21 protein-coding genes are annotated in these 23406 nt (G+C 57.2%); 2 read left to right on the forward strand and 19 right to left on the reverse strand.

Annotated features, from left to right (window positions below; translation table 11 throughout):
* Positions 1-106 precede the first annotated feature (106 nt).
* From WF331_RS13095 to WF331_RS13105, 3 genes are read right to left on the reverse strand one after another with little or no spacing between them, the layout of a single operon-like run.
* A complete protein-coding gene (locus WF331_RS13095) occupies positions 107-868 on the reverse strand; it encodes an SDR family NAD(P)-dependent oxidoreductase (protein ID WP_016497752.1) in 762 nt (253 codons plus the stop codon).
* 24 nt (positions 869-892) lie between these two features.
* Entirely contained in the window at positions 893-1678 is a 786-nt protein-coding gene (locus tag WF331_RS13100) for a sulfite exporter TauE/SafE family protein (protein WP_016484669.1), read from the reverse strand.
* A gap of 31 nt (positions 1679-1709) precedes the next feature.
* Positions 1710-2735 carry a TauD/TfdA family dioxygenase gene (locus WF331_RS13105; RefSeq protein ID WP_016497751.1) on the reverse strand — a complete coding sequence of 342 codons (1026 nt, stop codon included), beginning with the start codon at positions 2733-2735 and terminating at the stop codon, positions 1710-1712.
* A 410-nt stretch (positions 2736-3145) separates the two neighbouring features.
* Between WF331_RS13105 and WF331_RS13110 the strand changes: the two genes are divergently transcribed.
* Positions 3146-4540: an aminotransferase-like domain-containing protein gene (locus WF331_RS13110; RefSeq protein ID WP_340622988.1), complete on the forward strand. Its 1395-nt coding sequence runs from the start codon at positions 3146-3148 to the stop codon at positions 4538-4540.
* A gap of 467 nt (positions 4541-5007) precedes the next feature.
* Here the strand turns inward: WF331_RS13110 and WF331_RS13115 are convergent, their stop codons facing one another.
* From WF331_RS13115 to WF331_RS13150, 8 genes are all read right to left on the reverse strand, one after another.
* Positions 5008-7290 carry an AAA family ATPase gene (locus WF331_RS13115; RefSeq protein WP_340622989.1) on the reverse strand — a complete coding sequence of 761 codons (2283 nt, stop codon included), beginning with the start codon at positions 7288-7290 and terminating at the stop codon, positions 5008-5010.
* Positions 7287-7727 carry a VPA1267 family protein gene (locus WF331_RS13120; RefSeq protein WP_181098069.1) on the reverse strand — a complete coding sequence of 147 codons (441 nt, stop codon included), beginning with the start codon at positions 7725-7727 and terminating at the stop codon, positions 7287-7289. Before WF331_RS13120 ends, WF331_RS13115 begins: the two co-directional genes overlap by 4 nt.
* The gene (locus tag WF331_RS13125; protein WP_181098068.1) at positions 7727-8140 is read right to left on the reverse strand and encodes a hypothetical protein; all 414 of its coding nucleotides are present in this window, start codon (positions 8138-8140) and stop codon (positions 7727-7729) included. Before WF331_RS13125 ends, WF331_RS13120 begins: the two co-directional genes overlap by 1 nt.
* A gap of 3 nt (positions 8141-8143) precedes the next feature.
* Complete coding sequence (locus WF331_RS13130) at positions 8144-10159, reverse strand: integrase (RefSeq protein ID WP_181098067.1); 2016 nt, start codon at positions 10157-10159, stop codon at positions 8144-8146.
* Positions 10152-11705: a site-specific integrase gene (locus WF331_RS13135; protein ID WP_340622990.1), complete on the reverse strand. Its 1554-nt coding sequence runs from the start codon at positions 11703-11705 to the stop codon at positions 10152-10154. Before WF331_RS13135 ends, WF331_RS13130 begins: the two co-directional genes overlap by 8 nt.
* Complete coding sequence (locus tag WF331_RS13140) at positions 11695-12912, reverse strand: site-specific integrase (RefSeq protein WP_181098065.1); 1218 nt, start codon at positions 12910-12912, stop codon at positions 11695-11697. The genes WF331_RS13135 and WF331_RS13140 overlap by 11 nt, the downstream gene beginning before the upstream one ends.
* 143 nt (positions 12913-13055) lie before the next feature.
* Positions 13056-13607, reverse strand: a complete 552-nt coding sequence (locus WF331_RS13145) for a single-stranded DNA-binding protein (protein WP_016497749.1) — start codon at positions 13605-13607, stop codon at positions 13056-13058.
* Between the two features lie 9 nt (positions 13608-13616).
* Entirely contained in the window at positions 13617-15011 is a 1395-nt protein-coding gene (locus WF331_RS13150) for an MFS transporter (protein WP_016497748.1), read from the reverse strand.
* A gap of 129 nt (positions 15012-15140) precedes the next feature.
* Between WF331_RS13150 and uvrA the strand changes: the two genes are divergently transcribed.
* On the forward strand, positions 15141-17975 hold the full coding sequence (uvrA, locus tag WF331_RS13155) for an excinuclease ABC subunit UvrA (RefSeq protein WP_241799887.1): 2835 nt from the start codon (positions 15141-15143) through the stop codon (positions 17973-17975).
* Positions 17976-18044: 69 nt separating this feature from the next.
* On the opposite strand, the gene bfr is transcribed toward uvrA, so the two are convergent.
* The 8 genes from bfr to rpmJ form a co-directional block, all read right to left on the reverse strand.
* Entirely contained in the window at positions 18045-18509 is a 465-nt protein-coding gene (gene bfr, locus WF331_RS13160) for a bacterioferritin (RefSeq protein ID WP_003255449.1), read from the reverse strand.
* A 163-nt stretch (positions 18510-18672) separates the two neighbouring features.
* The gene (locus tag WF331_RS13165) at positions 18673-20112 is read right to left on the reverse strand and encodes a catalase (RefSeq protein WP_340622991.1); all 1440 of its coding nucleotides are present in this window, start codon (positions 20110-20112) and stop codon (positions 18673-18675) included.
* A 171-nt stretch (positions 20113-20283) separates the two neighbouring features.
* Entirely contained in the window at positions 20284-20670 is a 387-nt protein-coding gene (gene rplQ / locus WF331_RS13170) for a 50S ribosomal protein L17 (RefSeq protein ID WP_003255451.1), read from the reverse strand.
* A 42-nt stretch (positions 20671-20712) separates the two neighbouring features.
* On the reverse strand, positions 20713-21714 hold the full coding sequence (locus WF331_RS13175; protein WP_003255452.1) for a DNA-directed RNA polymerase subunit alpha: 1002 nt from the start codon (positions 21712-21714) through the stop codon (positions 20713-20715).
* A 22-nt stretch (positions 21715-21736) separates the two neighbouring features.
* The gene (gene rpsD / locus WF331_RS13180; RefSeq protein WP_012270238.1) at positions 21737-22357 is read right to left on the reverse strand and encodes a 30S ribosomal protein S4; all 621 of its coding nucleotides are present in this window, start codon (positions 22355-22357) and stop codon (positions 21737-21739) included.
* A gap of 15 nt (positions 22358-22372) precedes the next feature.
* The gene (gene rpsK / locus WF331_RS13185; RefSeq protein WP_003255454.1) at positions 22373-22762 is read right to left on the reverse strand and encodes a 30S ribosomal protein S11; all 390 of its coding nucleotides are present in this window, start codon (positions 22760-22762) and stop codon (positions 22373-22375) included.
* Positions 22763-22780: 18 nt separating this feature from the next.
* Positions 22781-23137: a 30S ribosomal protein S13 gene (gene rpsM, locus WF331_RS13190; protein WP_003255457.1), complete on the reverse strand. Its 357-nt coding sequence runs from the start codon at positions 23135-23137 to the stop codon at positions 22781-22783.
* Positions 23138-23268: 131 nt separating this feature from the next.
* Entirely contained in the window at positions 23269-23385 is a 117-nt protein-coding gene (gene rpmJ, locus WF331_RS13195) for a 50S ribosomal protein L36 (protein ID WP_002555468.1), read from the reverse strand.
* Between the last annotated feature and the right edge of the window lie 21 nt (positions 23386-23406).

Below are 23406 nucleotides of genomic sequence, written 5' to 3' on the forward strand. Positions count from 1 at the left end.
GGGCGCTCGGGGCGTTGCCGGCACCTCGGGTCATCACGGTGGCGGCAAAGTCATGCCGCCAACCGTTAAGACTAGTCAAGAATGCCGAAAGTGCGATTGATCCCGGTCAGCACAGCGGTAGATTGCGCGCCACGTTCAAGGCCGCACTGCTCTGCGCCACCGGCATGATTTCGAGCGTGTTGATGTTTACGTGTGGCGGCTGTTCGGCGATCCAGGCAACCGTGGCGGCAATGTCCTCGGGCAGGATTGCCTGCACATCACGGTACAACGCATCCACCGCATTCAGGTCGCCGTTCAGGCGTACCACCGAGAAATCGGTCCCGGAACACAGCCCAGGTTCGATGTTGCTGACCCGCACGCGGGTGCCTGCCAGATCGGCGCGCAGGTTCAGGCTGAACTGACGCACGAATGCCTTGCTTGCGCCATAAACATTACCGCCCGGGTAGGGGTAAGTGCCGGCAATCGAACCCATGTTGATGATCATGCCACTGTCGGCTTCGACCATCTGTGGCAACACCGCGTGGGTGACCATGGCCAGGCCGGTGATGTTTGTGTCGATCATGCGCTGCCAGTTCTCGGCGCTGCAGGCCGGAGCCCGCTCGATACCCAGCGCCAGACCTGCGTTGTTGACCAGCACATTGATGCTCGACGCAGCTTCGTTGATCTGCGCAACTGCTGCGCTGATCGACTGCCCATCAGTCACATCCAGCGCCAGTGGAATGAAGTTGTCGCCAAGCTCATGCTCCAGTGCCTGCAGCTTGTCCAGGCGGCGGGCGCCACCGATCACACGGTAGCCCTTGGCAACCAAGGTGCGGCATATGGCTCGGCCAAAGCCTGAGGAGGCGCCAGTCACGAATGCAGTTTTCATCAGGTTTGTCTCCCAGAGGTATTGTCAGACCAGGTACTTCACGCCCAGGCTGGTGAACAGGCACAGCATGGAGAACACCAACACCTTGCGTACCACGTCGTTCCCTTTGCGCAGTGCCAGTGCACTGCCCATGTGATTGCCGAGGATGTTGCACGCCACCAGCGGCAACGCCAGCAGATAGACAACCTTGCCGGCCATGATGAATGCGACCAGCGCACCGATGTTGGAGGCGAAGTTGAAGGTCTTGGAGTTGGCCGAGCTGGAAACCAGGTCCATGCGCAGCAGGTAGTGAAAAGCGATGATGAACATGCTGCCGGTACCTGGGCCGAAGAAGCCGTCGTAAAAGCCGATGGCCAGACAGGTCAACGGCACGACGGTGTAGAGCATCCGCGCCGACAGCACTCGCTCCTCTATCGGGCGGTCCTTGGGAGTGAGGAAAATCAGAATGCCGAAAGGGATCAATGCCAGGATGATCTTGCCCACGGTTTCCTGAGAGATCGAGACAATCAGGTGCGCCCCCAGATAGGCGCCGAGCAGTGAGAAAGGTACGCCAACCAGTGCCACCTGCCAGACCATCTTGCTGTTGGCCAGGAAGTTGCGGATGGCAGCCAGCGTACCCAGCGTACTTACCAGTTTCTCCTGCCCCAGCGCTACCTGAGGCGGCATGCCCACCAGCAAAAACCCTGGCACCAAAAACAACCCGCCGCCCCCGGCAATGCTGTCCACAAAGCCCGCGACAAAGGCAATGGCGCCCAGCAGCAGGATCGCCAGCAGCCAGTGTTCCGCCCAGTAAGCGCCTAACAGTTCCATAGCAGTAATTCCGTCGAAAAATGAAGAGAGATCAGGAGAGCACTTCGTAAAGGTGATCGGCCCGGGCAAAGCGCACCCGGTTCAGGTCGTTGACCGCGAACACCCGTAGCAGCCAACGGTCAGCACCGTCGTTCTGCGGCTCGAAACCATCGCGGGCATGCAGCACGCGCTGGTTCTTGAAGATCATGAAATCGCCTGGCAGCAGCAGGTGAGGCTCATCGAAACGCCGGGTTTCCAACAGAACGCGCAGGGTGGCCAAGGCCTGCTCGGCTCGCAGGTTCAGCCCGTGGGTGTTCTCGCTGTCGAAGCGGCACAGCCACTCGCCTGAATGGCCGCGCACCAGCACTGGCAACTCAGCGGTGCAACGGCGGTTACCGGTGAACGAATCAGGGCGGCGGATTTCGAACTGCGCTTCGCACAGTTCACGCACGGTGGCCAAGGGCAGCGACGCGATCACTGCGTCAAGGTTGACCAAGGTGGTACTGATACGCGGATCACAGCGCATGCCGAAGAACGACAGGTATTCCGGGCAGCAGGAAACACTACCCAGCGGCTCGGAGGACAATGGCAGGTCGGGATTGTCGACGTGATAGGAGAAGCGCAGCCGCGAGCCATGCGAACTCTTTTGGCTGGATGATGTACGGGCCGGGATTACATGGCGAAACAGACGCCCGTCATTTTCACCCTCGTAGACAACCGGGTTGATGCCCATCAGGTTCTGCATGGTCAGGCTGACCAGACAGGCAATCGGCGTGCTGCGCGGGCTGAGCACACCAGAGTAAGGGGTCGGAGGCACATCGCGATCGCGTGGGCAATTACGCACAATCATGCTGGTCAGTTGCGGATCCTCAACGAAACCCCGGATTTGCTGGCACAGTGCTTTACCCAGGACCTCTTGAGCCTGCTCCTTGAGTTGCGGGTAAAGCTCTTTGCTGGTTTCGAAATCGAGCGGCGTATTGCTCAGCAAGGTTTGCCAGGCGCTGGAGACAACCCAGGGCAGGCGGATTTCGAGTGAGGTCTGAGGCTCGGCTGCTTGTTGCAGGTGTGCGCTTTCCATTTCAGGTGCTATTCCATTGGCCATTCGGTGTCTTGCTATGCCGGGCAGACGCGGCAGTTTTTGAAACCGTTCACACTTGGGCGATACGAGCGCGAGGTGCCACTCCAGGCACCACCACATTGCATCGACTCAATCATTGTAATTACAAAAATAAGCTCGATTCAATTGTTTTAATTGGCCGATTGCCATCATCATTGAATCGACTTAATCAACTTATTGATTTCAAAAGATTTCTTTGAGCAGCGCTTTTAACGCGTGATCACGCGCGTGCGCACCGTGCCAAAGCGAGCCCGCAGTGATACGCGCCGATTCGCATCAATAGAGTTAATCCACACATCGGAAACGCGATTACCCCGATAAGAGCTTTCGTGCTAGGCTTCCGCGTTCTTGCAGATTCTGGTGCCATTTCCATGTGGGTTCCTCACTACAGCGACCTGGCGCAGCCGGTCTACCTGATGATTGCCGATGCTCTTGAACAGGACATTGGCAACGGCCGTCTGGCGCCAGGCGACCGCCTGCCAACACTCAAGGATCTCGCCGAGTCATTGCAGGTGACGCCTGGCACTATCGGACGCGCCTATGACGAAGCCGCCAAACGGGGTTTGGTGGTTGGCGAGGTTGGCCGGGGTACTTTCGTCCTGCAGCAACGGCCGGCGCCTGCGCCTGCCCCCACCGCACCTTTGCGGCCCGCAGCGCTCAAGCATGAAAGCGGCCAGATTGACCTTTCGATCATCAAGCCCAACGATGCGCACATGGCCGACTGGCTGCGCAGAGCAATTACCGAGCTGGCGTCATCCCCCGACCTTGACCAAGTGCTCGACTACGTTACTGACGGTGGCCATGCGACGCACAAGCAGGCTGGCGCTACCTGGATTCAGCGCTGGCTGCCCGACGCTCGCGCGCAACAGGTGGTGCTGACCTCCGGCGCTCAACATGGGCTGCTGGTGGCCATCAGCAGCTTGTCGAAAGGCGATGATGTGATCCTCTGCGAGTCGCTCTGCTACCCCGGCATCATTTCCCTTGCCCACAGCATGGGCCGCCGTTTGCGCGGGGTAGCCATGGACGAGCACGGTCTGATTCCCGAGGCCTTGCGGGCCGCCTGCCAGGAGCACCGCCCGTCGCTGCTGGTGTGTGTGACCACTCACCAAAACCCGACCAACTCGGTAATGCCGCACGCGCGTCGCGAGGCTATCGCGCAGATTGCCCGCGAGTTCGACCTGTTTATCGTGGATGACGATATCTACGGTTTCCTCGAACCGGCGCCTGACTACAAACCCTTGGCCGCCTACGCACCTGAGCGCTCGGTGTACCTGACCAGCCTGTCCAAGAGCGTGCTGCCGGCCCTGCGTATCGGCTACCTCTACGCGCCGCCACAAACGCTGTCACGGTTGTCGTCCATGGTGCGCAGCAGCGTCTGGATGCCCTCCCCGCTGATGGCTCAGTTGGCCAGCAACCTGATCAACAGCGGTACGGCCGATCAGCTGGTGCGGGAGCAGCAGGAAGAAGCCGCCGCACGGCAGCTTATGGCACAGGAAATCCTTGGCAGGTACAAGATTCGCAGCCAGCCCAACAGTTTCCATATTTGGCTGGAACTCCCTGAACCATGGACCAGCGATGAATTCGCCAACCTGGCGCGCAACAATGGCGTCACCGTGGTCAGCGGCAGCCAGTTTCTGCCTGAGCGCACACCCACCAGCTGTGGCGTGCGTATCGCCCTGATGACGCCAAGCCGCGCCGAACTCAGCTTTGCCTTGACCAAGCTCGCCAGCTTGCTGGATTCATCCGAACCACGGCTTTTCTACTAGCAATGAGCGAGGCCGACGGATGCTCTCGAATCCGCTGACACGCCGGCGGCATTGGCTTCAGTGGCGCAACGCCGAGTCCTCAACATGAAGCTTGCCTCGGCGGCGGGGCGCGGCGCCCGCTCAGTATCGGAGTGGGCGCGCATAAAAAAACCCAGGGTAATGCCCTGGGTTTTCGATGTAGCGGACGCGTGACCGCTCGAATCAGAACGGTTATAAACACCGAAAAGTCGACTGGCTGAGCGAGTGAGTGAGTGAAACCCTTCATTTCATTGGGTAAGGATCACAAGGTACTCAAAACTGCCACAGAAACCGTTCGGTTTTTTGTTAGATTTCCTTCAGGCCACTGCTGATGGCGGCTGAAAACCTAACAAAAACGTAGCAGGTGACCGATCTGTGCAGATGGCTTGAGCCCAGCACAAAAGCCGACGAACGGTCATGCCAAGCTCTCGCCTTCAAGGTGCGGTGGCTCAGGCCACCTCCCCAGCTAGCTCTGCTTCCAGCAGCGCCGATAGGCCAACCCGCCTTGAAAATGCTTTCGGCGGAAGCCTGATAGCGTCCTGAACAGCTTTCATGTCGCCTACCAGTACTACCTGCACCTGTGCCCTGGTTGCTGCCGTGTAGACGAAAGTACGGTCGAGGATGCGGGACTGACGCACTGGGATGATGACGCGCTTGAACTGAGAGCCCTGAGCCTTATGCACAGTGATTGAGTAGGCGAGCTCAAGCGAGTCCACATCGCTGTCCAACAGGTAGTGCCGCACACCATCGAACGTTGCCATGCCTACGGCGGTGCAGACACGTGGCCTTTCCTCGTCGCCGACGTCGACAGTTCTGGGGGTATCAAAGATATCGTCAATACGTCCAAGCGAGCCGTTTTGAAGGTCGCGAACCCAATCATTCGCGGTGTACATGACCAAGTCACCTACGCACAGTCCAGTGGACTCGATCTCACCCGTCTCGGGGTTTTCCACGAACAACTGCTTACTGTGGTCAGCGTATTTGGTGTGGCAGATACGATTGAGGGCATCAACACCTGCGTGTCGGCATGATCTGGTTGCAGACAAGATTTGGGTATTGGCCCTGTCCTGCTCGTAGAGCCTGATTACAGTCGGAATGATGTCTTCATCGGCACACGCCAGAAAGACCACATCGTCCGTCTCATCTGAGCTGAAAGCGGGTACATCGCCGTTCCTGATCTGCCGGGACACAGCAGGGATAGCCGAGTCTTTGGCCTGGCGTTTGACCTCAATCAGTTCTGTCTTCGGGATACCGATCAAGTTGCACAGGACATGCAGGATGAGCCCAGCACCAATGGGGGGTAGCTGGTAGGGGTCGCCTACAAGGATGACCTGGCATTGAGGCGGCAGCTTCTGAACCAGGCGGTAGAATGTCACCAGGTCGAGCATAGAGGCCTCGTCGATGACGATGACCGGCGCCTGCCCCATATCCTTGTCCGTCACAGTCCGCAGAAATCCTGCGATTGTCTTAGCCTCCTGGCCGGTAGCCTCGATCATTCGAGCGGTAGCTCGGCCTGATAAAGCCATTTGGAAGCGAGGGCGCCCCGTCGTATCCAGGGCTTCATAGAGCGCCTTGAGCACGGTGGTCTTCCCGACTCCCGCTCCACCGGTGATCACACTGAATCTTGCCGAGAACGATGTGGCAACGGCATCCCGCTGGGCTTGGTTCAAACAAAAAGCTGGCAAGCCAAGATGGGTACGTTCCCTGCCCTCGAAACTCGAGATCACCTCATCGACATCCACCTTAAACAAGGACGGCTGTATTGATGGAGTGAGGATCAAGTCTCTAATGAACTGAGCGCAGCGCCGCTCCATCAACCAAGTACCAGGAGCGAATAGCACTGGCCCCAGCTCAGGCAGATCCTTGAAGACAAACTGACCAGCCTGCGAACCGACCATCAACGCTTTTGAAAGCGCAGAGGTCGGAGCCGAATGCGGCCTGATGAGTGCGGTAACGGAAGCCTGTAGGTCATTCAACGAGCTGCATGTATGGCCTTTTTCAGAGACACGGTACAGGGTCTCTTCCAGTGCTGCAGTCAGCCGTCGTGGGTCATCGAGGCCAAGGCCAAAGCTGTGCCTAGCGATGCCGTCAACACAGTCCCACGTACCCGTGAAGCTGAGCAGCCGATAGGGATCACTGGTGAGGGCGGAGATCGTGTTTTTCTTGTGAAAGCGGATCGCCTTACGAGCGATGTCCAGTGGGATCTGCCTGTCCTGGACAAATCGCAAGGTCTTAGCGTCACCGTCCTGAGCCCACCGCCCGAACATCCCATTGCGAACATCTTCTGACGGAATGATCAGCTCGACCGCCTGATGATCAGCCTGATCGAGGGCTTCGTATAGACGCTCTCCCAGGGCGTCCCACAGACGGGTGGCCTTCACCTCTCCAACACCCTTAACGTTATCCCCAAGCCACTGGATGACTTGCGACCCACTAGGGCGCACAAGCCGGATATCCTGGGCATCCACAGTTAATTCGTTGATCGAAAAAGCACCGTGAGCGCGCAGAACGGTACTTGCCTCACCATAAACCTCAAAGATCGCCCCTACTGCGATGTCAGAAAGCTTGGCAATGGCATCCGGAACCCTAATCACCACCGGGCTTGAGCGATCATTGATACCAAGAGCTGCGTCCATTCGGTGGCCGAAGGCGATGCACCCTTTTCTGTTGGATGAGCGGATGCTCGTGATCCGAACGCTGACACTGATGAGAGCAGGAGCGATGGTGTTCATCGTGGCATCCGTCCAGTTTCAACCAAAAACTCAGTGATCAGGGCATGACGATCCAGCATCTGCTTTGCCGCCTGGAGCTCTGCACGGAGAGCTGCATTCTCTTGTTCCAAGGAGTTCAGGCGTTGCCCATCCATACGGCGCTGCTTTGCATCAGCATCCCGCAGTGCCGGTTCAGGCTTTTGACCGGCAGGTAGCGAGGTGGTCAGTGGGGGCAGTATCCCGGCGCCCCGGAGCTCGTTCTCAAGTCCTTCCAAGGCTGCTCGAATCGCTGGGTTCTGTGTGATAGAGCTTTTACAGAATCCACACTCCGCCGCGATCTCAGATCGTTTCAGCTTGCCCCGGTGAACGTACTCACGAAAGTCGTCATCTGACTTTGAGGTTGTCCAGGCCATGAAGGCGGCATAGTTCTCCTTGCCGTCCTGTTGTCCATTAGCCATCAGGACTTCTCCTCGGACGATTCGCGATCCACGAACGGCAGTGGGGCATCGAGCTTCTCAGCCGAAACGTTGAATTTATGGGCGTTGTACTGCCAGCGAATAAATCGCTCGAGCAGCCGCTCGTTCTCACGTTCCAGGCGGGAATTCTCAGCCTCCAGTCGACGAATCCGCTGCTCCGCGATTCTAAGGCTCGCCGGGGGCTTTGACTTAACAAAGCCCGACTTCAATCTTTCCTTCTGGTGATCGAAAGCGCTCCTGATTTTCTCCTGCTGAGCCAGCGTTTGCCTTACTGGACGTGTTCCGATCAAAGGCTCAGCAGCGTCACTGAGAGCATCCCAGGTGAGTTTGCCCTCCCAGCTGTCAATGAGGCCAACAACCAGTTCTACATCTCTTTCATTCAGATGCTTAGCCATCAACTACATCCCCATCAGAGCGCGGAGTTCATCCATATCCGGCTCGTCCTTTTTCGGCGCAGGCAAACTCGGCGCTGTTGAACGGGCAGCAATGGCGCGCTTCAGTGGGCTGAACTCCTGGTCATTGCTAAGGCGGATGATCGTGCCGTCTGGAGTGTCTTTCGCTTCAAGGATTTGGATTAGTTGATCAGCCCGCTCCAGGGTCTTGATCTGATGCTGGCTCCAGCGATCAGCCCCATAGATACCGTCTTGGTTTGCGGCCTGCGCCTTTGCGAGTTGAGCACGAATCGCGTCACGATGGCTCTTGAGCCGTTGAAGCTTGCTGTCATCGCCTTTCACACAGACTTGCTCTGTGCAGTTGAGGCAATCCCGGTGCTTCTGGCATGGCAGCATCGAATAATCATGCACACAGAAGCCAAAAATAGTGATGTGAGCGATTCCCTCACCTGCAGCGTCGAGATCCGCCAGCGTGACTGGAGAGTTTTCTCGGATCTTGGTCAATGCGACCCCAACCCCAACCTCCCGAGCCATCTCAACGTGCTCGTCGTCAGTCATATGGTTGTAGGTAGCGTTCTGATGGATATTCGCTCGAGCCGACCATTTCGCAACGTCCAACTGCCCCATCGCACCGCGCTGAGCCAAAGTGTTTAGGTAGTGGCGAATCTGGTGTGACGACATCGAGATAGGACTACCGTCCGGGTTTTTGTAGCCGTTGCGCTCCCAGATGCTGTGTTCCTGACCGCTGATGTAGTTGATGTCAGTTGTGAACGTACTTTTACCTGGTGCCCATACGATGATCGGTCGAGGTGGCATATCCATGCGGAGTTCGTTCTGTCGGAAACAGCACAGTGCTTCAGAATATTTGATGTGCCGCTCTTCATTCAACCACGGCCACCCCTTGGGAAGCTTGCTATGCATGTAGTCGTTTAGGAGCCGCAGCGTCACGTACCCGTTCTCGGCATAGAAGGCTGAAATGGGCTTGTATGACTTCATGCCACTCTTCAACCGGAAGGTTGCATCTGAAGGCCTTTCACCAGGATCAAACCCCATAGCCAAGCAGGCCTGCTCATTTGTGAGTGGCTGATCTTCACCTACATCCGGGCAGTTTTCATGGCGGTAGAATTCTGCTGGGTTGGTCTCCAACCATTTCGCGAGTTTGCGACCTGGTTCGGACATTTCTGTAAGGCGGCGCACGGCCTCTTCAGCGACCTGCTCCATTGGAGTAGGAAGCCATTTGATATCGGACTCGAACCCTTTGCCGCCATAATATCTCAGCCCAAGGCGCATCGTTCCTTCACTGTCGGCTGCCCGATACAAACAGTTAACTGGGAGATCCTGTACCTCCGTGATCCTCGACGGCGCGCACATGCATAGAGCAAATATCGATGAAGTGAAGCGATCTCGTGCGCCAAGTAGATCGTTGCCAAAAATCTCCGCCATCGAGTCGAGCAAGTAGTTTTCGGGCATTTTCGCCTGGCGTCGCTCTTTGCCCGCTGCGTCAGTGCGGTGAATCTCCAATGGCTTCTTGATCGGATTTTTCCAAATGATTGGCGTTTGAACGATGCCACTTTCATTCAGAAATTCGACAAGCCTCACCAGACTGATACCCGCCTGATATGCCGTGGCTTCATAGGAGCGTGCGACCTGCACTGCCTCGTTCAAAACGCTGATGTCAGTCAGAGTGATGTCAGCGCGGCCTTTGATTTCCAAGAGTGCAGCCTCAATACACCTGATGGCTTTGAACTCATTCTTAAGCTTGCTCGGGTTGTGACCTTGCTGATATCGAACAAACGCTTTCGCGAAGGGAATGATTTCTTGATCCAGCAATTGTTCTTGTGTGTACCCGCGAGCTGGAGCGCCTTTTTTGGTGAAGTTACCGACACCTGGCCAAGCGTGACTGTACCAATCTAGGTCATCACCAAACACGGTGAGCCGGTCACGGCACATGAGAATGAACTCCTCCAATTTTTTCCGGCTGGTGAGCTCAGCCTTGGGTACAAATAGGAAGACGTTAGACATTCAAAAGGTCTCTCTTCATAGCGTTGCACCGAGTGACGACATTGCTCACGGCAAGAATGAGCCGGTCATTGACAGAGGCGATTTTCAGATCGCCAGTGGCACCGCAGACGTTGTCGCGCTCACGAATTAGATCATCCAATACAAGCTCATGTGGGCCGTCCAGCCAGGGCTGAAAGTGAGCGCAGGTGTAACAGGCAATCGGTGCGAGAGCCCCGCAAAAACCGTAACTACCACATGTGCCGACGTTCCCACCGGCACTGCACACGCGGCTGCAAGGATCACTGCCACGGCGAGCCTTTGTCTCGTCTACGACAACTACACCCAGGAAGGCTTGTGCAATCGGAGCCAATTGCAAAGCAACAGCTTTATCGATGCGCTTCACGATGTCGGGTATGTTCTTCACATAAACACCAGCATTCTGAATATCTGAGTGATCAAGCGCCTCTGCGATTATGTATTCACCTTTACCCTCGCGAGCTAGGTTTGTGCCCAAGGTGTAACGGAAGCGATAGGCATTCAAGTGCGTAATCGCCCCTGTACGTTCACTGACGACGTTGATGACCTTTTTCACAGATCTCATCGTCTCGTTAACTTCCAGCACTCTGGCGTGCAAGAAGTCACCTTCCAATTGAGACTTCAGCTTCTCTGAAGCGTCGTACCTGTGGAGCGAGTGAAAAAGTGGTAACTCACCAACAAGGTCTACTGAAAGCTCTTCGCCAAGCCGCTCTTCAAAAATCAGTTTCACAGCATTGGCTTGAGACTGGAGAAGAACCCAGAGGTCTTCAACAATCTCAAATTTTTTAAATTCGGAGCGAAACTCCGCATGCTTCTGCTTGCCGCGAGGGAAGTTGATATAATACTTCCCCCCTACGACAACCAAATCCTTCACCTTCAATGAGACCAACTGAATTGGGCGACGACCAGTCATGGCAAGAGTCATTGCATAGCACGCATCTCGCAGCCCCAGTGTTCCCCTCGCATAGGAGTCGAGCACACCGGCTACAATTCCATTCATCTCAATGTCAGTGAAAGGGCCACTTTCTGGGCACATAGATTGAACTGCATAGCCCTTTTCGTTTCCTTTGATTCGCCACTTCTCAAGCATTGAAAGTGTTTCAGAAGGAATCCCTGAATACCCGAGAGCAATCCAAGTCCTAATAAAGGCTCGCATTGAACTAAGTTGCCACTCATTTTTCTTACCTAACGCATCCCGGTAGGAAATCAGCGACTCTGGGCTAAAGAGAATTCCGCCAGCCGTATTCCCCATGTAGTTCCTGAAGCGACCATAGATACTAGCGACATATTGAGCCGAACAAGTCTCACCATAAAACGCAAGAATCTGACGAAATGAATCATCGAGATCATCGCCTATCCAAACAGGAATTTCAAAGTTAAACGCAGTGTCTTTATTCAACCGCCAATAGCCTGAATAAATAGAAACTTCGTAACCATCTTTCGAGAGAAAAGCTTGCCGCTGATATTTTACGGGTTCCTGACTCTCAACAACGACTACCTGCGCAAGTGCCTGGCTCTCATCAGCGACCATTAGAATCTGCCCTCAAATATTTTTCTTGCATAGCCACCACAGCCTTATCAGCAGCCTCTCTGACATATTTCTTGTTATATGTCTGAGCAGTGCCGGAGGTCTCACTCCAACCCATGATATAAGATCGCATTTTCTCTATCTTCTCAGGCGTCCAACCACTAGCTTCGCACTTCTTCGAGAAAACGTAGTTCCACTGATGACGAAGAGCATGAGCATGCAATCCAGTAGTGTCATCAATCAGGCCGGATACCATTTCAATAAACTTACCGAAGCCCGAATTTGAGAGAGGCCACCCTAAAGTTCTACCAGGACGGTGAACGACAAAGAGATATCCATGCTTACGAGCTCCCGGCACTCCATTTCGATACTTGGTGACGTAGCTGTGAATCTTATCCATCAACTCAGGAATCAGTGGAATAGTTCGTTCCTTCGTCTTTGTAAGCGGTTGATAAGTCCTCGGATCACCACCAGAGTCAGCCCGACGCACAACCTTGACCGTATTCCTAGCGAAATCGAAGTCTTCAATTTTCAGATTCAGTAATTCCCCGCGCCGCATCCCGGTCACGCGAAGGATGATGAACATCAGTGCGTTTCTATACTGCAAGCCGATATCCGCTACCGGGTTTGACAGATTACCTGGAGCAAGCATCTCCTCAAGCGCATCAAGTACGTTGTCATCCAAGGTGGCAGCCGAACGATCCTTTTCGGTCTTGTCGCCAAATTTAGGACGATTAGCCTTGACCTGAGAGACCATGGCAGCGATTTCTTTGGCGCTGTTCGAAGTCGTCGGTAGCAGCCTCCCGGCGAGAAACCCCAGATACTCTGCACCGATGGTCATACGGTTGTACTGAGTATCCTTAGACACCCTCTTGACCTGACGATTGATCGCTACCACCGTTTCTACTTCGGGCAGCATGCTATCCATGGGTTTCTGCATGAAGTCCCTCAATGAATGGACTTCATGGGCCTGAAGCAGCTCGCTTCGCTTAAAGCGCGATTCCAAATCGATGCCGTAGTATTCCTGCCAAGCGTAGATCGCCTTGATCGCATGCAGAGCGCTATGGATGGTGTTGATCGACAGAGATGCTCCCCTGAGTTCGGCGGTAGCGTAGAGCGCGGGGTAGTAGAGAGGCATGCCGGACTCATCGACCAGGATCGAAAACCTCTCTCCTGCCTCCCCCTTAAAGCGTCTGATCGCTAACTCCATGTTCACCTCGAATTTCTAACGTAAATTCAAGGTAGGATTGTTGAGAAATAGCGTCAAGAATTTTTTTACGGCACCAAAACGACAAAGCCCCCGCATGGCGGGGGCTTTGGGGAGAAACCTAACAAAAAGGTCTCTGGTGGTAATTAGAACGGAATATCGTCATCGAAGCTGTCGAAGTCAGCGGCCGGCTGCGGTGCAGGCTGCTGGGGCGCTGGGCGCTGAGGGGCCTGTTGCGGACGCTGGGCCTGCTGGCGAGGCGGTGCCTGGTTGTACTGTTGCTGCTGGCCGCCACCCTGGTTGTAGTTGCCGCCACCCTGGTTGTACGGGTCGCCGCCTTGCTGCTGGCCTTGCGGACGGCCGCCAAGCAGCTGCATGGTGCCGTTGATGTCGACGATGATCTCGGTGGTGTAGCGCTTGATACCGTCTTTTTCCCACTCGCGGGTCTGCAGCTTGCCTTCGATGTAGCACTGCGAACCCTTGCGCAGGTACTCGCCGGCAATTTCGGCAACCTTGCCGAACAGCGACACACGGTGCCACTCGGTACGCTCGACCTTCTGGCCCGACTGTTTGTCGGTCCACTGCTCGCTGGTGGCCAGGCTCAGGTTGGTCACGGCGTTACCGTTGGGCAGGTAGCGGACTTCGGGATCCTGGCCACAGGTGCCGACCAGAATGACTTTGTTAACCCCACGGGCCATAACGTTCTCCTAGGCTTCGCACGCCGAAGAGGCCGGGTTAACCAGGCGCTCGAGGGTCGTACGGTCCAAAATTTTCGTATCCAGTTTGATATAGATGGCGGCTTCTTCAGCCACCACAACGGCGTCGGTCACACCCGGCACGGCCATCAGGCGCTCGGTCAGGCCGGCTTCCCGGACTGCCTCTGGCGTCAGCGGCATGCGCAGGCTGGTCACATAGGGCGGCTCGTTCATGCGAAGCGCGACGACCAGCCAGATGGCACACAGTACCGCACAACCGAGGAACACCATGTTCAGCCCGCCGTGCTGGAACAACCAGCCACCGAGGATTCCTCCCAAGGCAGCGCCAAGGAACTGGCTAGTGGAATAAACCCCCATTGCCGTCCCCTTGCCACCGGCAGGCGACACCTTGCTGACCAGCGAAGGCAGCGAAGCCTCCAGCAGGTTGAATGCGGTAAAGAATACCACGGTGCCAATCACCAGTCCGCGCAAACCGTCAGCCCACTCCCAGAAGTATATCTCTGTCAGCAGCAGGACACTGACCGCACCGGCCAACACACGTTTCATCTTGCGCTTCTTTTCGCCGTAGATGATGAACGGGACCATTGCAAAAAATGAGATGAACAACGCGGTCAGGTACACCCACCAGTGTTGCTCTTTGGGCAGGCCCCCGCGCTCGACGAAGGCCAGTGGCAATGCGACGAAGCTGGCCATGAGAATGGCGTGCAGCACAAAAATGCCCACGTCCAGGCGCAGAAGGTCCGGATGGCGCAGGGTCGGGCCGATGGCCTGGCGCGCTACACCCGACTCGCGGTGCTGCAGGATGCTGTGCGAGTTGGGCACGACAAACGCGACCAAGAGGATGCCGACCAGGGCAAGACCCGCCGTGGCCAGGAACAATCCTGACAAACCAAAGGCACTTGTCAGCAATGGGCCGACGACCATGGCGACCGCGAACGACAGGCCGATGCTCATGCCGATCATGGCCATGGCCTTGGTCCGGTGTTGCTCGCGAGTGAGGTCGGACAGCAGCGCCATGACTGCGGCAGAAATCGCCCCCGCGCCCTGCAGGATACGCCCGGCGATCACCCCCCAGATGGAATCGGCCTGGGCCGCCAGCACGCTGCCCAAGGCAAAGATCACCAGCCCCAGGTAAATCACCGGCCGACGGCCGATGCGGTCGGAAATCATGCCGAACGGGATCTGCAATACCGCCTGGGTCAGGCCATAGGCACCGATGGCCAGGCCGATCAGCGCTGGCGTGGCGCCGGCCAGGTCCATGCCGTAGGTGGCCAGCACCGGCAAGACCATGAACATGCCCAGCATACGAAAGGCAAAGACCAGGGCAAGGCCGCCAGCGGCGCGGGTTTCGCCGCCACTCATGCGCTCGTTGTGGGTGTCGTGCATGGATTAACCTCGTGTGAACCGGCGGCGATTCTATCAGTCCGACAGCTTGACGGCATCTACGCGACGCTTTGCCGCGTCATACTGGCGCGCCGTATACTTCCTTGTTTATGCCCGCCAAGCGAGGCCGCAGTGGACAAGATCCTGATTCGTGGGGCACGTACCCACAACCTGAAGAACATCGACCTGACCCTGCCCCGGGACAAGCTGATCGTGATCACCGGCCTGTCCGGTTCCGGCAAGTCGTCCCTGGCGTTCGATACCTTGTACGCCGAAGGCCAGCGCCGCTACGTGGAGTCGCTGTCGGCCTACGCCCGGCAGTTCCTGTCGATGATGGAAAAGCCCGACGTCGACACCATCGAAGGCCTGTCGCCGGCCATTTCCATCGAGCAGAAATCGACCTCGCACAACCCACGCTCCACGGTTGGCACCATCACCGAAATCTACGACTACCTGCGGCTGCTCTATGCCCGCGTCGGCACCCCTCGTTGCCCGGACCACGATATCCCGCTGGAGGCGCAAACGATCAGCCAGATGGTCGACCTGGTGCTGGAGCGCCCGGAAGGCAGCAAGCTGATGCTGCTGGCACCGGTGGTGCGCGAGCGCAAGGGTGAGCACCTGGCGGTGTTCGACGAGCTGCGCGCACAGGGCTTCGTCCGCGCACGGGTAAACGGCAAGCTTTACGAGCTTGATGAACTGCCGAAGCTGGACAAGCAGAAGAAGCACAGCATCGATGTGGTAGTGGACCGCTTCAAGGTCCGCGCCGACCTGCAGCAGCGCCTGGCCGAATCGTTCGAGACCGCACTCAAGCTGGCTGACGGCATCGCCCTGGTAGCGCCAATGGACGACGAAGAAGGCGAAGAGATGATTTTCTCCGCCCGCTTCGCCTGCCCGGTCTGCGGCCATGCCATCAGCGAGCTGGAACCGAAGCTGTTCTCCTTCAACAACCCGGCTGGCGCCTGCCCGACCTGTGATGGCCTGGGGGTCAAACAGTTCTTCGACACCAAGCGCCTGGTCAATGCCGAACTCACCTTGGCCGAAGGCGCGATCCGTGGCTGGGACCGGCGCAACGTGTACTATTTCCAGATGCTTGGCTCGCTGGCCGCGCATTACGGCTTCAGCCTGGAAGAACCGTTCGGCGAGCTGTCGGCCGAGCACCAGAAGGTCATCCTGCAAGGCAGTGGCAAGCAGACTGTCGACTTCAAGTACCTCAACGACCGTGGCGACATCGTCAAGCGCTCGCACCCGTTCGAAGGCATCGTGCCAAACCTTGAGCGCCGCTACCGCGAGACCGAATCGGCCACTGTGCGTGAAGAGCTGGCGAAGTTCCTCGGCACCCAGCCCTGCCCGGATTGCCGCGGCACCCGCCTGCGCCGCGAGGCGCGGCATGTATGGGTTGGCGAAAAGACCCTGCCAGCGGTGACCAACCTGCCGATCGGTGAAGCCAGCAACTATTTCGGCGAGCTGACCCTCACCGGCCGCCGCGGCGAGATTGCCTCAAAAATTCTCAAGGAAATCTGCGAACGCTTGCAGTTCCTGGTCAACGTCGGCCTCGACTACCTCACCCTCGACCGCAGCGCCGATACCCTGTCCGGTGGCGAAGCGCAGCGTATTCGTCTGGCCAGCCAGATCGGCGCCGGCCTGGTCGGGGTGATGTACATCCTCGATGAACCGTCCATCGGCCTTCATCAACGCGACAACGACCGCCTGCTGGCCACCCTCAACCACCTGCGCGACCTGGGTAACACGGTGATTGTGGTGGAGCATGACGAGGACGCCATTCGCCTGGCCGACTACGTGGTCGACATTGGCCCGGGTGCCGGGGTGCACGGCGGCCAGATCGTCGCCGAGGGCACGCCGCAGGAGGTCATGGACCACCCTGACTCGCTGACCGGCAAGTACCTGTCCGGGCGCAAGAAGATTGTCGTGCCAGCCAAGCGCACACCGCGCAACAAGAAGCTGCAGCTAAAGCTCAAAGGCGCGCGCGGCAACAACCTGCAGAACGTCGACCTGGAAGTCCCGATCGGGCTGCTGACCTGTGTAACCGGGGTATCCGGCTCGGGCAAGTCGACGCTGATCAACAACACCCTGTTCCCGCTGGCAGCCACTGCCCTCAATGGAGCAAGCACCCTGGAGGCGGCCCCGTACAGCAGCATGGACGGCTTGCAGCACCTGGACAAGGTGGTGGATATCGACCAGAGCCCGATCGGCCGCACCCCGCGCTCGAACCCGGCGACCTACACCGGCATCTTCACGCCGATCCGCGAGCTGTTCTCCGGCGTGCCGGAATCGCGCTCACGCGGCTACGGCCCCGGGCGCTTCTCGTTCAACGTCAAGGGTGGCCGCTGCGAGGCTTGCCAGGGGGACGGCCTGATCAAGGTGGAGATGCACTTCCTGCCAGACATCTACGTGCCGTGCGACGTGTGCAAGAGCAAGCGCTACAACCGCGAAACCCTGGAGATCAAGTACAAGGGCAAGAACATCCACGAGGTGCTGGAAATGACCATCGAGGATGCCCGCGAGTTCTTCGACGCGGTACCGGCGCTGGCGCGCAAGCTGCAAACGCTGATGGATGTGGGGCTTTCGTACATCAAGCTGGGGCAGTCGGCGACCACACTGTCTGGCGGTGAAGCGCAGCGGGTAAAGCTGTCACGCGAGCTATCCAAGCGCGATACCGGCAAGACCCTGTACATCCTCGATGAACCGACCACAGGCCTGCACTTTGCTGATATCCAGCAGCTGCTGGACGTCCTTCATCGCCTGCGCGACCACGGCAACACCGTGGTGGTGATCGAGCACAACCTGGATGTGATCAAGACCGCCGACTGGTTGGTAGACCTGGGGCCGGAGGGTGGCTCCAAAGGTGGCCAGATCATTGCCTGCGGTACACCTGAAGAGCTGAGCGGGATGAAACAATCGTATACCGGGCATTACCTGAAACCGCTGCTGGAGCGGGATCGGGCCTGAGTGTTGCGACTGCAATGAAAAAGCCCCAGGTACCGTTGGTGCCAGGGGCTTTTTTGAGTTGTGGGTAACTTACATCTGCGACTGCAGGTAGTTTTCCAGGCCAATGGCCTTGATCAACCCTTGCTGCTTCTCCAGCCAGTAGGTGTGATCTTCTTCGGTATCCGCCAATTGCGCACGGAGGATGTCACGGCTCACGTAGTCCTTGTGCAGCTCACACAGCTCGATGCCTTTGCACAGGGCGCCACGCACTTTGTACTCGAGCTTGAGGTCAGCCTCGATCATCTCCGGCACGGTGCTGCCGACCTCAAGGTCGTCCGCACGCATGTCGGGGGTGCCTTCGAGCATGAGGATGCGACGCATCAGGGCATCGGCGTGCTGCGTCTCTTCTTCCATCTCGTGGTTGATGCGTTCGTAGAGCTTGGACAGGCCCCAGTCTTCGTACATGCGCGAATGAATGAAGTACTGGTCGCGTGCCGCCAGTTCGCCCTTCAGCAGCGTGACGAGGTAGTTGATTACATCTGGGTGGCCTTGCATCGCCCTGGTTCTCCATGTGAAAACGTCTATGCCACATAGTGTGAACCAGCTTTTGCCTGCGGTCACTGAAAAACCCGCAATCAGAAGCAAAAAATCGGTTAAACAGTAGTGATATTCATTGAAAAACCGCCCAAATGAGGGCGGTTCTGCTTATCACTTAGAGTCAGGCCAGGTTGATGCCCAACGCCTTGGCAATCCCTTCGCCATAGGCCGGGTCAGCCTTGAAGAAGTACTGCAACTGGCGCTGGATCACGTCTTCGCTGACACCTGCCATGGTGCCGGCAATGTTGCTGATCAGCAGTGCCTTCTGCTCATCGCTCATCAGGCGGAACAACGCGCCGGCGTGACTGAAGTAGTCGGTGTCCTCACGGTGATCGTAACGGTCTGCCGAACCGTTCAGGGCCAGCGCGGGTTCAGCATGGCGTGGCGACTGCTTCGGTGCCTCAGCGTAGCTGTTGGGCTCGTAGTTCGGTGCACTGCCGTAACTGCCAGTGGCCATGGAGCCGTCGCGCTGGTAGCTGTTGACTGCGCAGCGTGGGGCATTCACCGGCAAGTGCTGGTGGTTGGTGCCCACACGGTAGCGGTGTGCGTCTGCGTAAGCGAATACACGGCCCTGCAGCATGCGGTCCGGCGACAGGCCAACCCCTGGCACCATGTTGCTCGGCCCGAACGCAGCCTGCTCGACTTCGGCGAAGTAGTTGAGCGGATTACGGTTGAGCTCCAGCACGCCCACCTCTATCAACGGATAATCCTTCTGCGACCAGGTCTTGGTGACGTCGAAGGGGTTCTCGTAGCGGCTGGCTGCCTCGGCTTCGCTCATGACCTGAATGCATACGGTCCAACGCGGGTAGTCGCCACGTTCAATGGCTTCGAACAGGTCGCGCTGGGCGTAGTCCGGGTCAGTACCCGCCAGGCGTGCAGCATCTGCCGGCGCGAGGTTCTTGATACCTTGCTGGGTCTTGAAATGCCATTTGACCCAGGTACGCTCGTCCTTGGCGTTGATCAAGCTGTACGTGTGGCTGCCGAAGCCGTGCATATGGCGATAGCCGTCCGGAATACCACGGTCCGAGAACAGGATGGTGACCTGGTGCAGCGCCTCGGGCGAGTGCGACCAGAAATCCCACATCATCTGGGCGTTCTTCAGGTTGGATTGCGGATGGCGCTTCTGGGTGTGGATAAAGTCCGGAAACTTCAGCGGGTCGCGAATGAAGAACACTGGCGTGTTGTTACCCACGATGTCCCAGTTGCCTTCCTCGGTGTAGAACTTGACGGCAAAGCCACGAGGATCTCGCTCGGTATCTGCAGAGCCACGTTCACCGCCAACAGTGGAGAACCGCAGGAAGGTATCTGTTTGCTTGCCGATCTGCTCAAACAGCTTTGCGCTGGTGTAGTGGGTTATATCGCGGTTGACGGTAAAGGTGCCATAGGCGCCCGAGCCTTTGGCGTGTACGCGGCGCTCAGGAATGTTCTCGCGGTTGAAATGTGCGAGCTTCTCGATCAGGTGGAAGTCCTCGAGCAACAGCGGGCCACGCGGGCCGGCGGAACGGGAGTTCTGGTTGTCGGCTACTGGTGCACCGCTGGCGGTGGTAAGAATCTTGCTCATGGGCTCTCCTTATCGGTCTTCAAGCGCCGGCTAATCGGCTTGGAGAGAGTATTGACGAGCAAGGTCACAGGGACAAATTCATTACATGACTTGTATCAATAGAAATTAACAATACAGGCAGACACAAAAAACCGGGCACTAGGCCCGGTTTTTTGTAGCAGACAGAACGTCTTACTCAGCAGCTTCTACAGCACCGCCGACCGGACGATCAACCAGCTCGACGTACGCCATAGGCGCGTTGTCGCCAGCGCGGAAACCGCACTTCAGGATGCGCAGGTAGCCGCCCTGACGGGTGGCGTAGCGCTTGCCCAGGTCGTTGAACAGTTTGCCAACAGCGGACTTCGAACGGGTACGGTCGAAGGCCAGACGACGGTTAGCAACGCTGTCTTCCTTGGCCAGGGTGATCAGCGGCTCGGCAACGCGGCGCAGTTCCTTGGCTTTCGGCAGGGTGGTTTTGATCAGCTCGTGCTCGATCAGCGACACTGCCATGTTCTGGAACATAGCCTTGCGGTGAGAGCTGGTACGGCTCAGGTGACGTCCACTTTTACGATGACGCATGATTCATTCCTTACCAAACACTACGTTCGGTGATTACGACGATCAGGCGGTCGCCTTGTCGTCTTTCTTAAGACTTGCAGGCGGCCAGTTGTCGAGGCGCATGCCGAGAGACAGACCACGAGAGGCCAGGACGTCCTTGATTTCAGTCAGGGACTTCTTGCCCAGGTTAGGAGTCTTCAACAGCTCTACTTCGGTACGCTGAATCAGGTCGCCGATGTAGTAGATGTTCTCCGCCTTGAGGCAGTTGGCCGAACGTACAGTCAGTTCCAGGTCGTCAACCGGACGCAGCAGGATCGGATCGATCTCGTCTTCCTGCTCGACTACGACGGGCTCACTGTCACCTTTGAGGTCGACGAACGCGGCCAACTGCTGTTGCAGGATGGTCGCAGCGCGGCGGATAGCCTCTTCAGGATCCAGGGTACCGTTGGTTTCCAGATCAATGACCAGCTTGTCCAAGTTGGTACGCTGTTCAACACGGGCGTTTTCGACCACATAGGCGATACGACGCACCGGGCTGAACGAAGCGTCCAACTGCAGACGGCCAATGCTACGGCTTTCGTCTTCGTCGGTTTGACGGGAGTCAGCCGGCTCGTAACCGCGACCACGAGCTACAGTGAGCTTCATGTTCAGGGCGCCGTTCGACGCCAGGTTCGCGATTACGTGATCGGGGTTGACGATCTCGACATCGTGATCCAGCTGAATATCGGCAGCGGTAACCACCCCCGAACCCTTTTTCGACAAGGTCAGCGTAACTTCGTCACGACCGTGCAGTTTGATAGCCAGGCCTTTCAGGTTCAACAGGATTTCAATTACGTCTTCCTGTACACCTTCGATCGCGGAGTACTCGTGGAGTACGCCATCGATCTCGGCCTCGACTACTGCACAGCCAGGCATGGAGGACAACAGGATGCGGCGCAGCGCGTTGCCCAGGGTATGGCCGAAACCACGCTCGAGAGGCTCGAGCGTAATCTTGGCGCGGGTCGGACTGACTACCTGCACATCAATGTGGCGGGGAGTCAGGAACTCATTTACCGAAATCTGCATGGATGCACCTATTTTCTAGCCCTTACTTGGAGTAGAGCTCGACAATCAGGTTTTCGTTGATGTCGGCAGACAGGTCGCTGCGAGCAGGAACGTTCTTGAAAACGCCCGACTTTTTAGCAGCATCCACGTCAACCCACTCAACGCGGCCACGCTGGGCGCACAGTTCAAGGGCTTGAACAATGCGCAGCTGGGCCAGCGACTTCTCGCGGACCGCGACCACGTCACCCGGACGAACTTGGTAGGATGGAATGTTTACAGTCTTACCGTTGACGCTGATCGCTTTGTGCGAAACCAGCTGACGGGATTCGGAACGAGTCGAACCGAAGCCCATACGGTAGACGACGTTATCCAGACGGCACTCGAGCAGTTGCAGCAGGTTCTCACCGGTTGCGCCTTTTTTCGAGGCTGCAGCTTGGTAGTAACCGCGGAACTGACGCTCCAGAACACCGTAGATACGACGGACTTTTTGTTTCTCGCGCAGCTGGGTACCGTAGTCGGACTGACGGCCACGGCGCTGGCCGTGGATACCTGGGGCTGCTTCGATGTTGCACTTCGATTCCAGAGCGCGAACGCCGCTCTTCAGGAACAGATCGGTGCCTTCACGACGAGACAGTTTGCATTTTGGACCAATGTAACGTGCCATTCTTCTGTCTCCTGATTACACGCGACGCTTCTTCGGCGGACGGCACCCGTTATGCGGGATTGGCGTCACGTCGGTGATGCTGGCGATCTTGTAGCCGCAGCTGTTCAGTGCACGAACGGCGGATTCACGACCCGGACCTGGACCCTTGACGTTGACGTCGAGGTTCTTCAGGCCGTATTCCAGCGCAGCTTGACCAGCACGTTCAGCAGCAATCTGGGCTGCGAACGGAGTGGATTTGCGCGAACCACGGAAACCCGAACCACCGGAGGTCGCCCAGGACAAAGCATTGCCCTGACGGTCGGTGATGGTCACGATGGTGTTGTTGAAAGAAGCGTGGATGTGGGCGATGCCATCAACCACTGTCTTTTTGACTTTCTTACGAGGACGAGCAGCAGGTTTTGCCATGTCTATATTCCTGGGCGGTTACTTGCGGATCGGCTTACGCGGGCCCTTACGGGTGCGTGCGTTGGTCTTGGTGCGCTGACCGCGAACCGGCAGACCTTTACGATGACGCAGGCCGCGGTAGCAACCCAGGTCCATCAAGCGCTTGATCTTCATGTTGATGTCACGACGCAGGTCACCTTCGGTGGTGAACTTCGCAACTTCGCCACGCAGGGTTTCGATTTGCTCGTCGCTCAGATCCTTGATCTTAGCGGCTGGGTTTACACCAGCGTCTGCACAAATCTTCTGTGCAGTTGTGCGACCGACACCATAGATGTAGGTCAGCGAGATAACAGTATGCTTGTTATCTGGAATGTTGACGCCTGCAATACGGGCCATTCAGTGGGACTCCAATTGACAGCTACCTACGCCCCGGAAGCCAAGAAATAGGGCGCGAGATAATATCGCTGTAGAAACGAATAATCAACCCAGCAGCACACTAGCTGCTGGGTTTGAAGCGCAGATCACACTCAGCCTTGGCGCTGTTTGTGACGCGGTTCCGCGCTGCAGATCACTCGAACGACGCCTTCGCGACGGATGATCTTGCAGTTACGGCACAGCTTTTTCACCGATGCACGAACTTTCATTACCGACTCCTCGAACCTTAG

The sequence above is a fragment of the Pseudomonas sp. YNh genome, from assembly GCF_037993085.1.
Classification (GTDB): domain Bacteria; phylum Pseudomonadota; class Gammaproteobacteria; order Pseudomonadales; family Pseudomonadaceae; genus Aquipseudomonas; species Aquipseudomonas putida.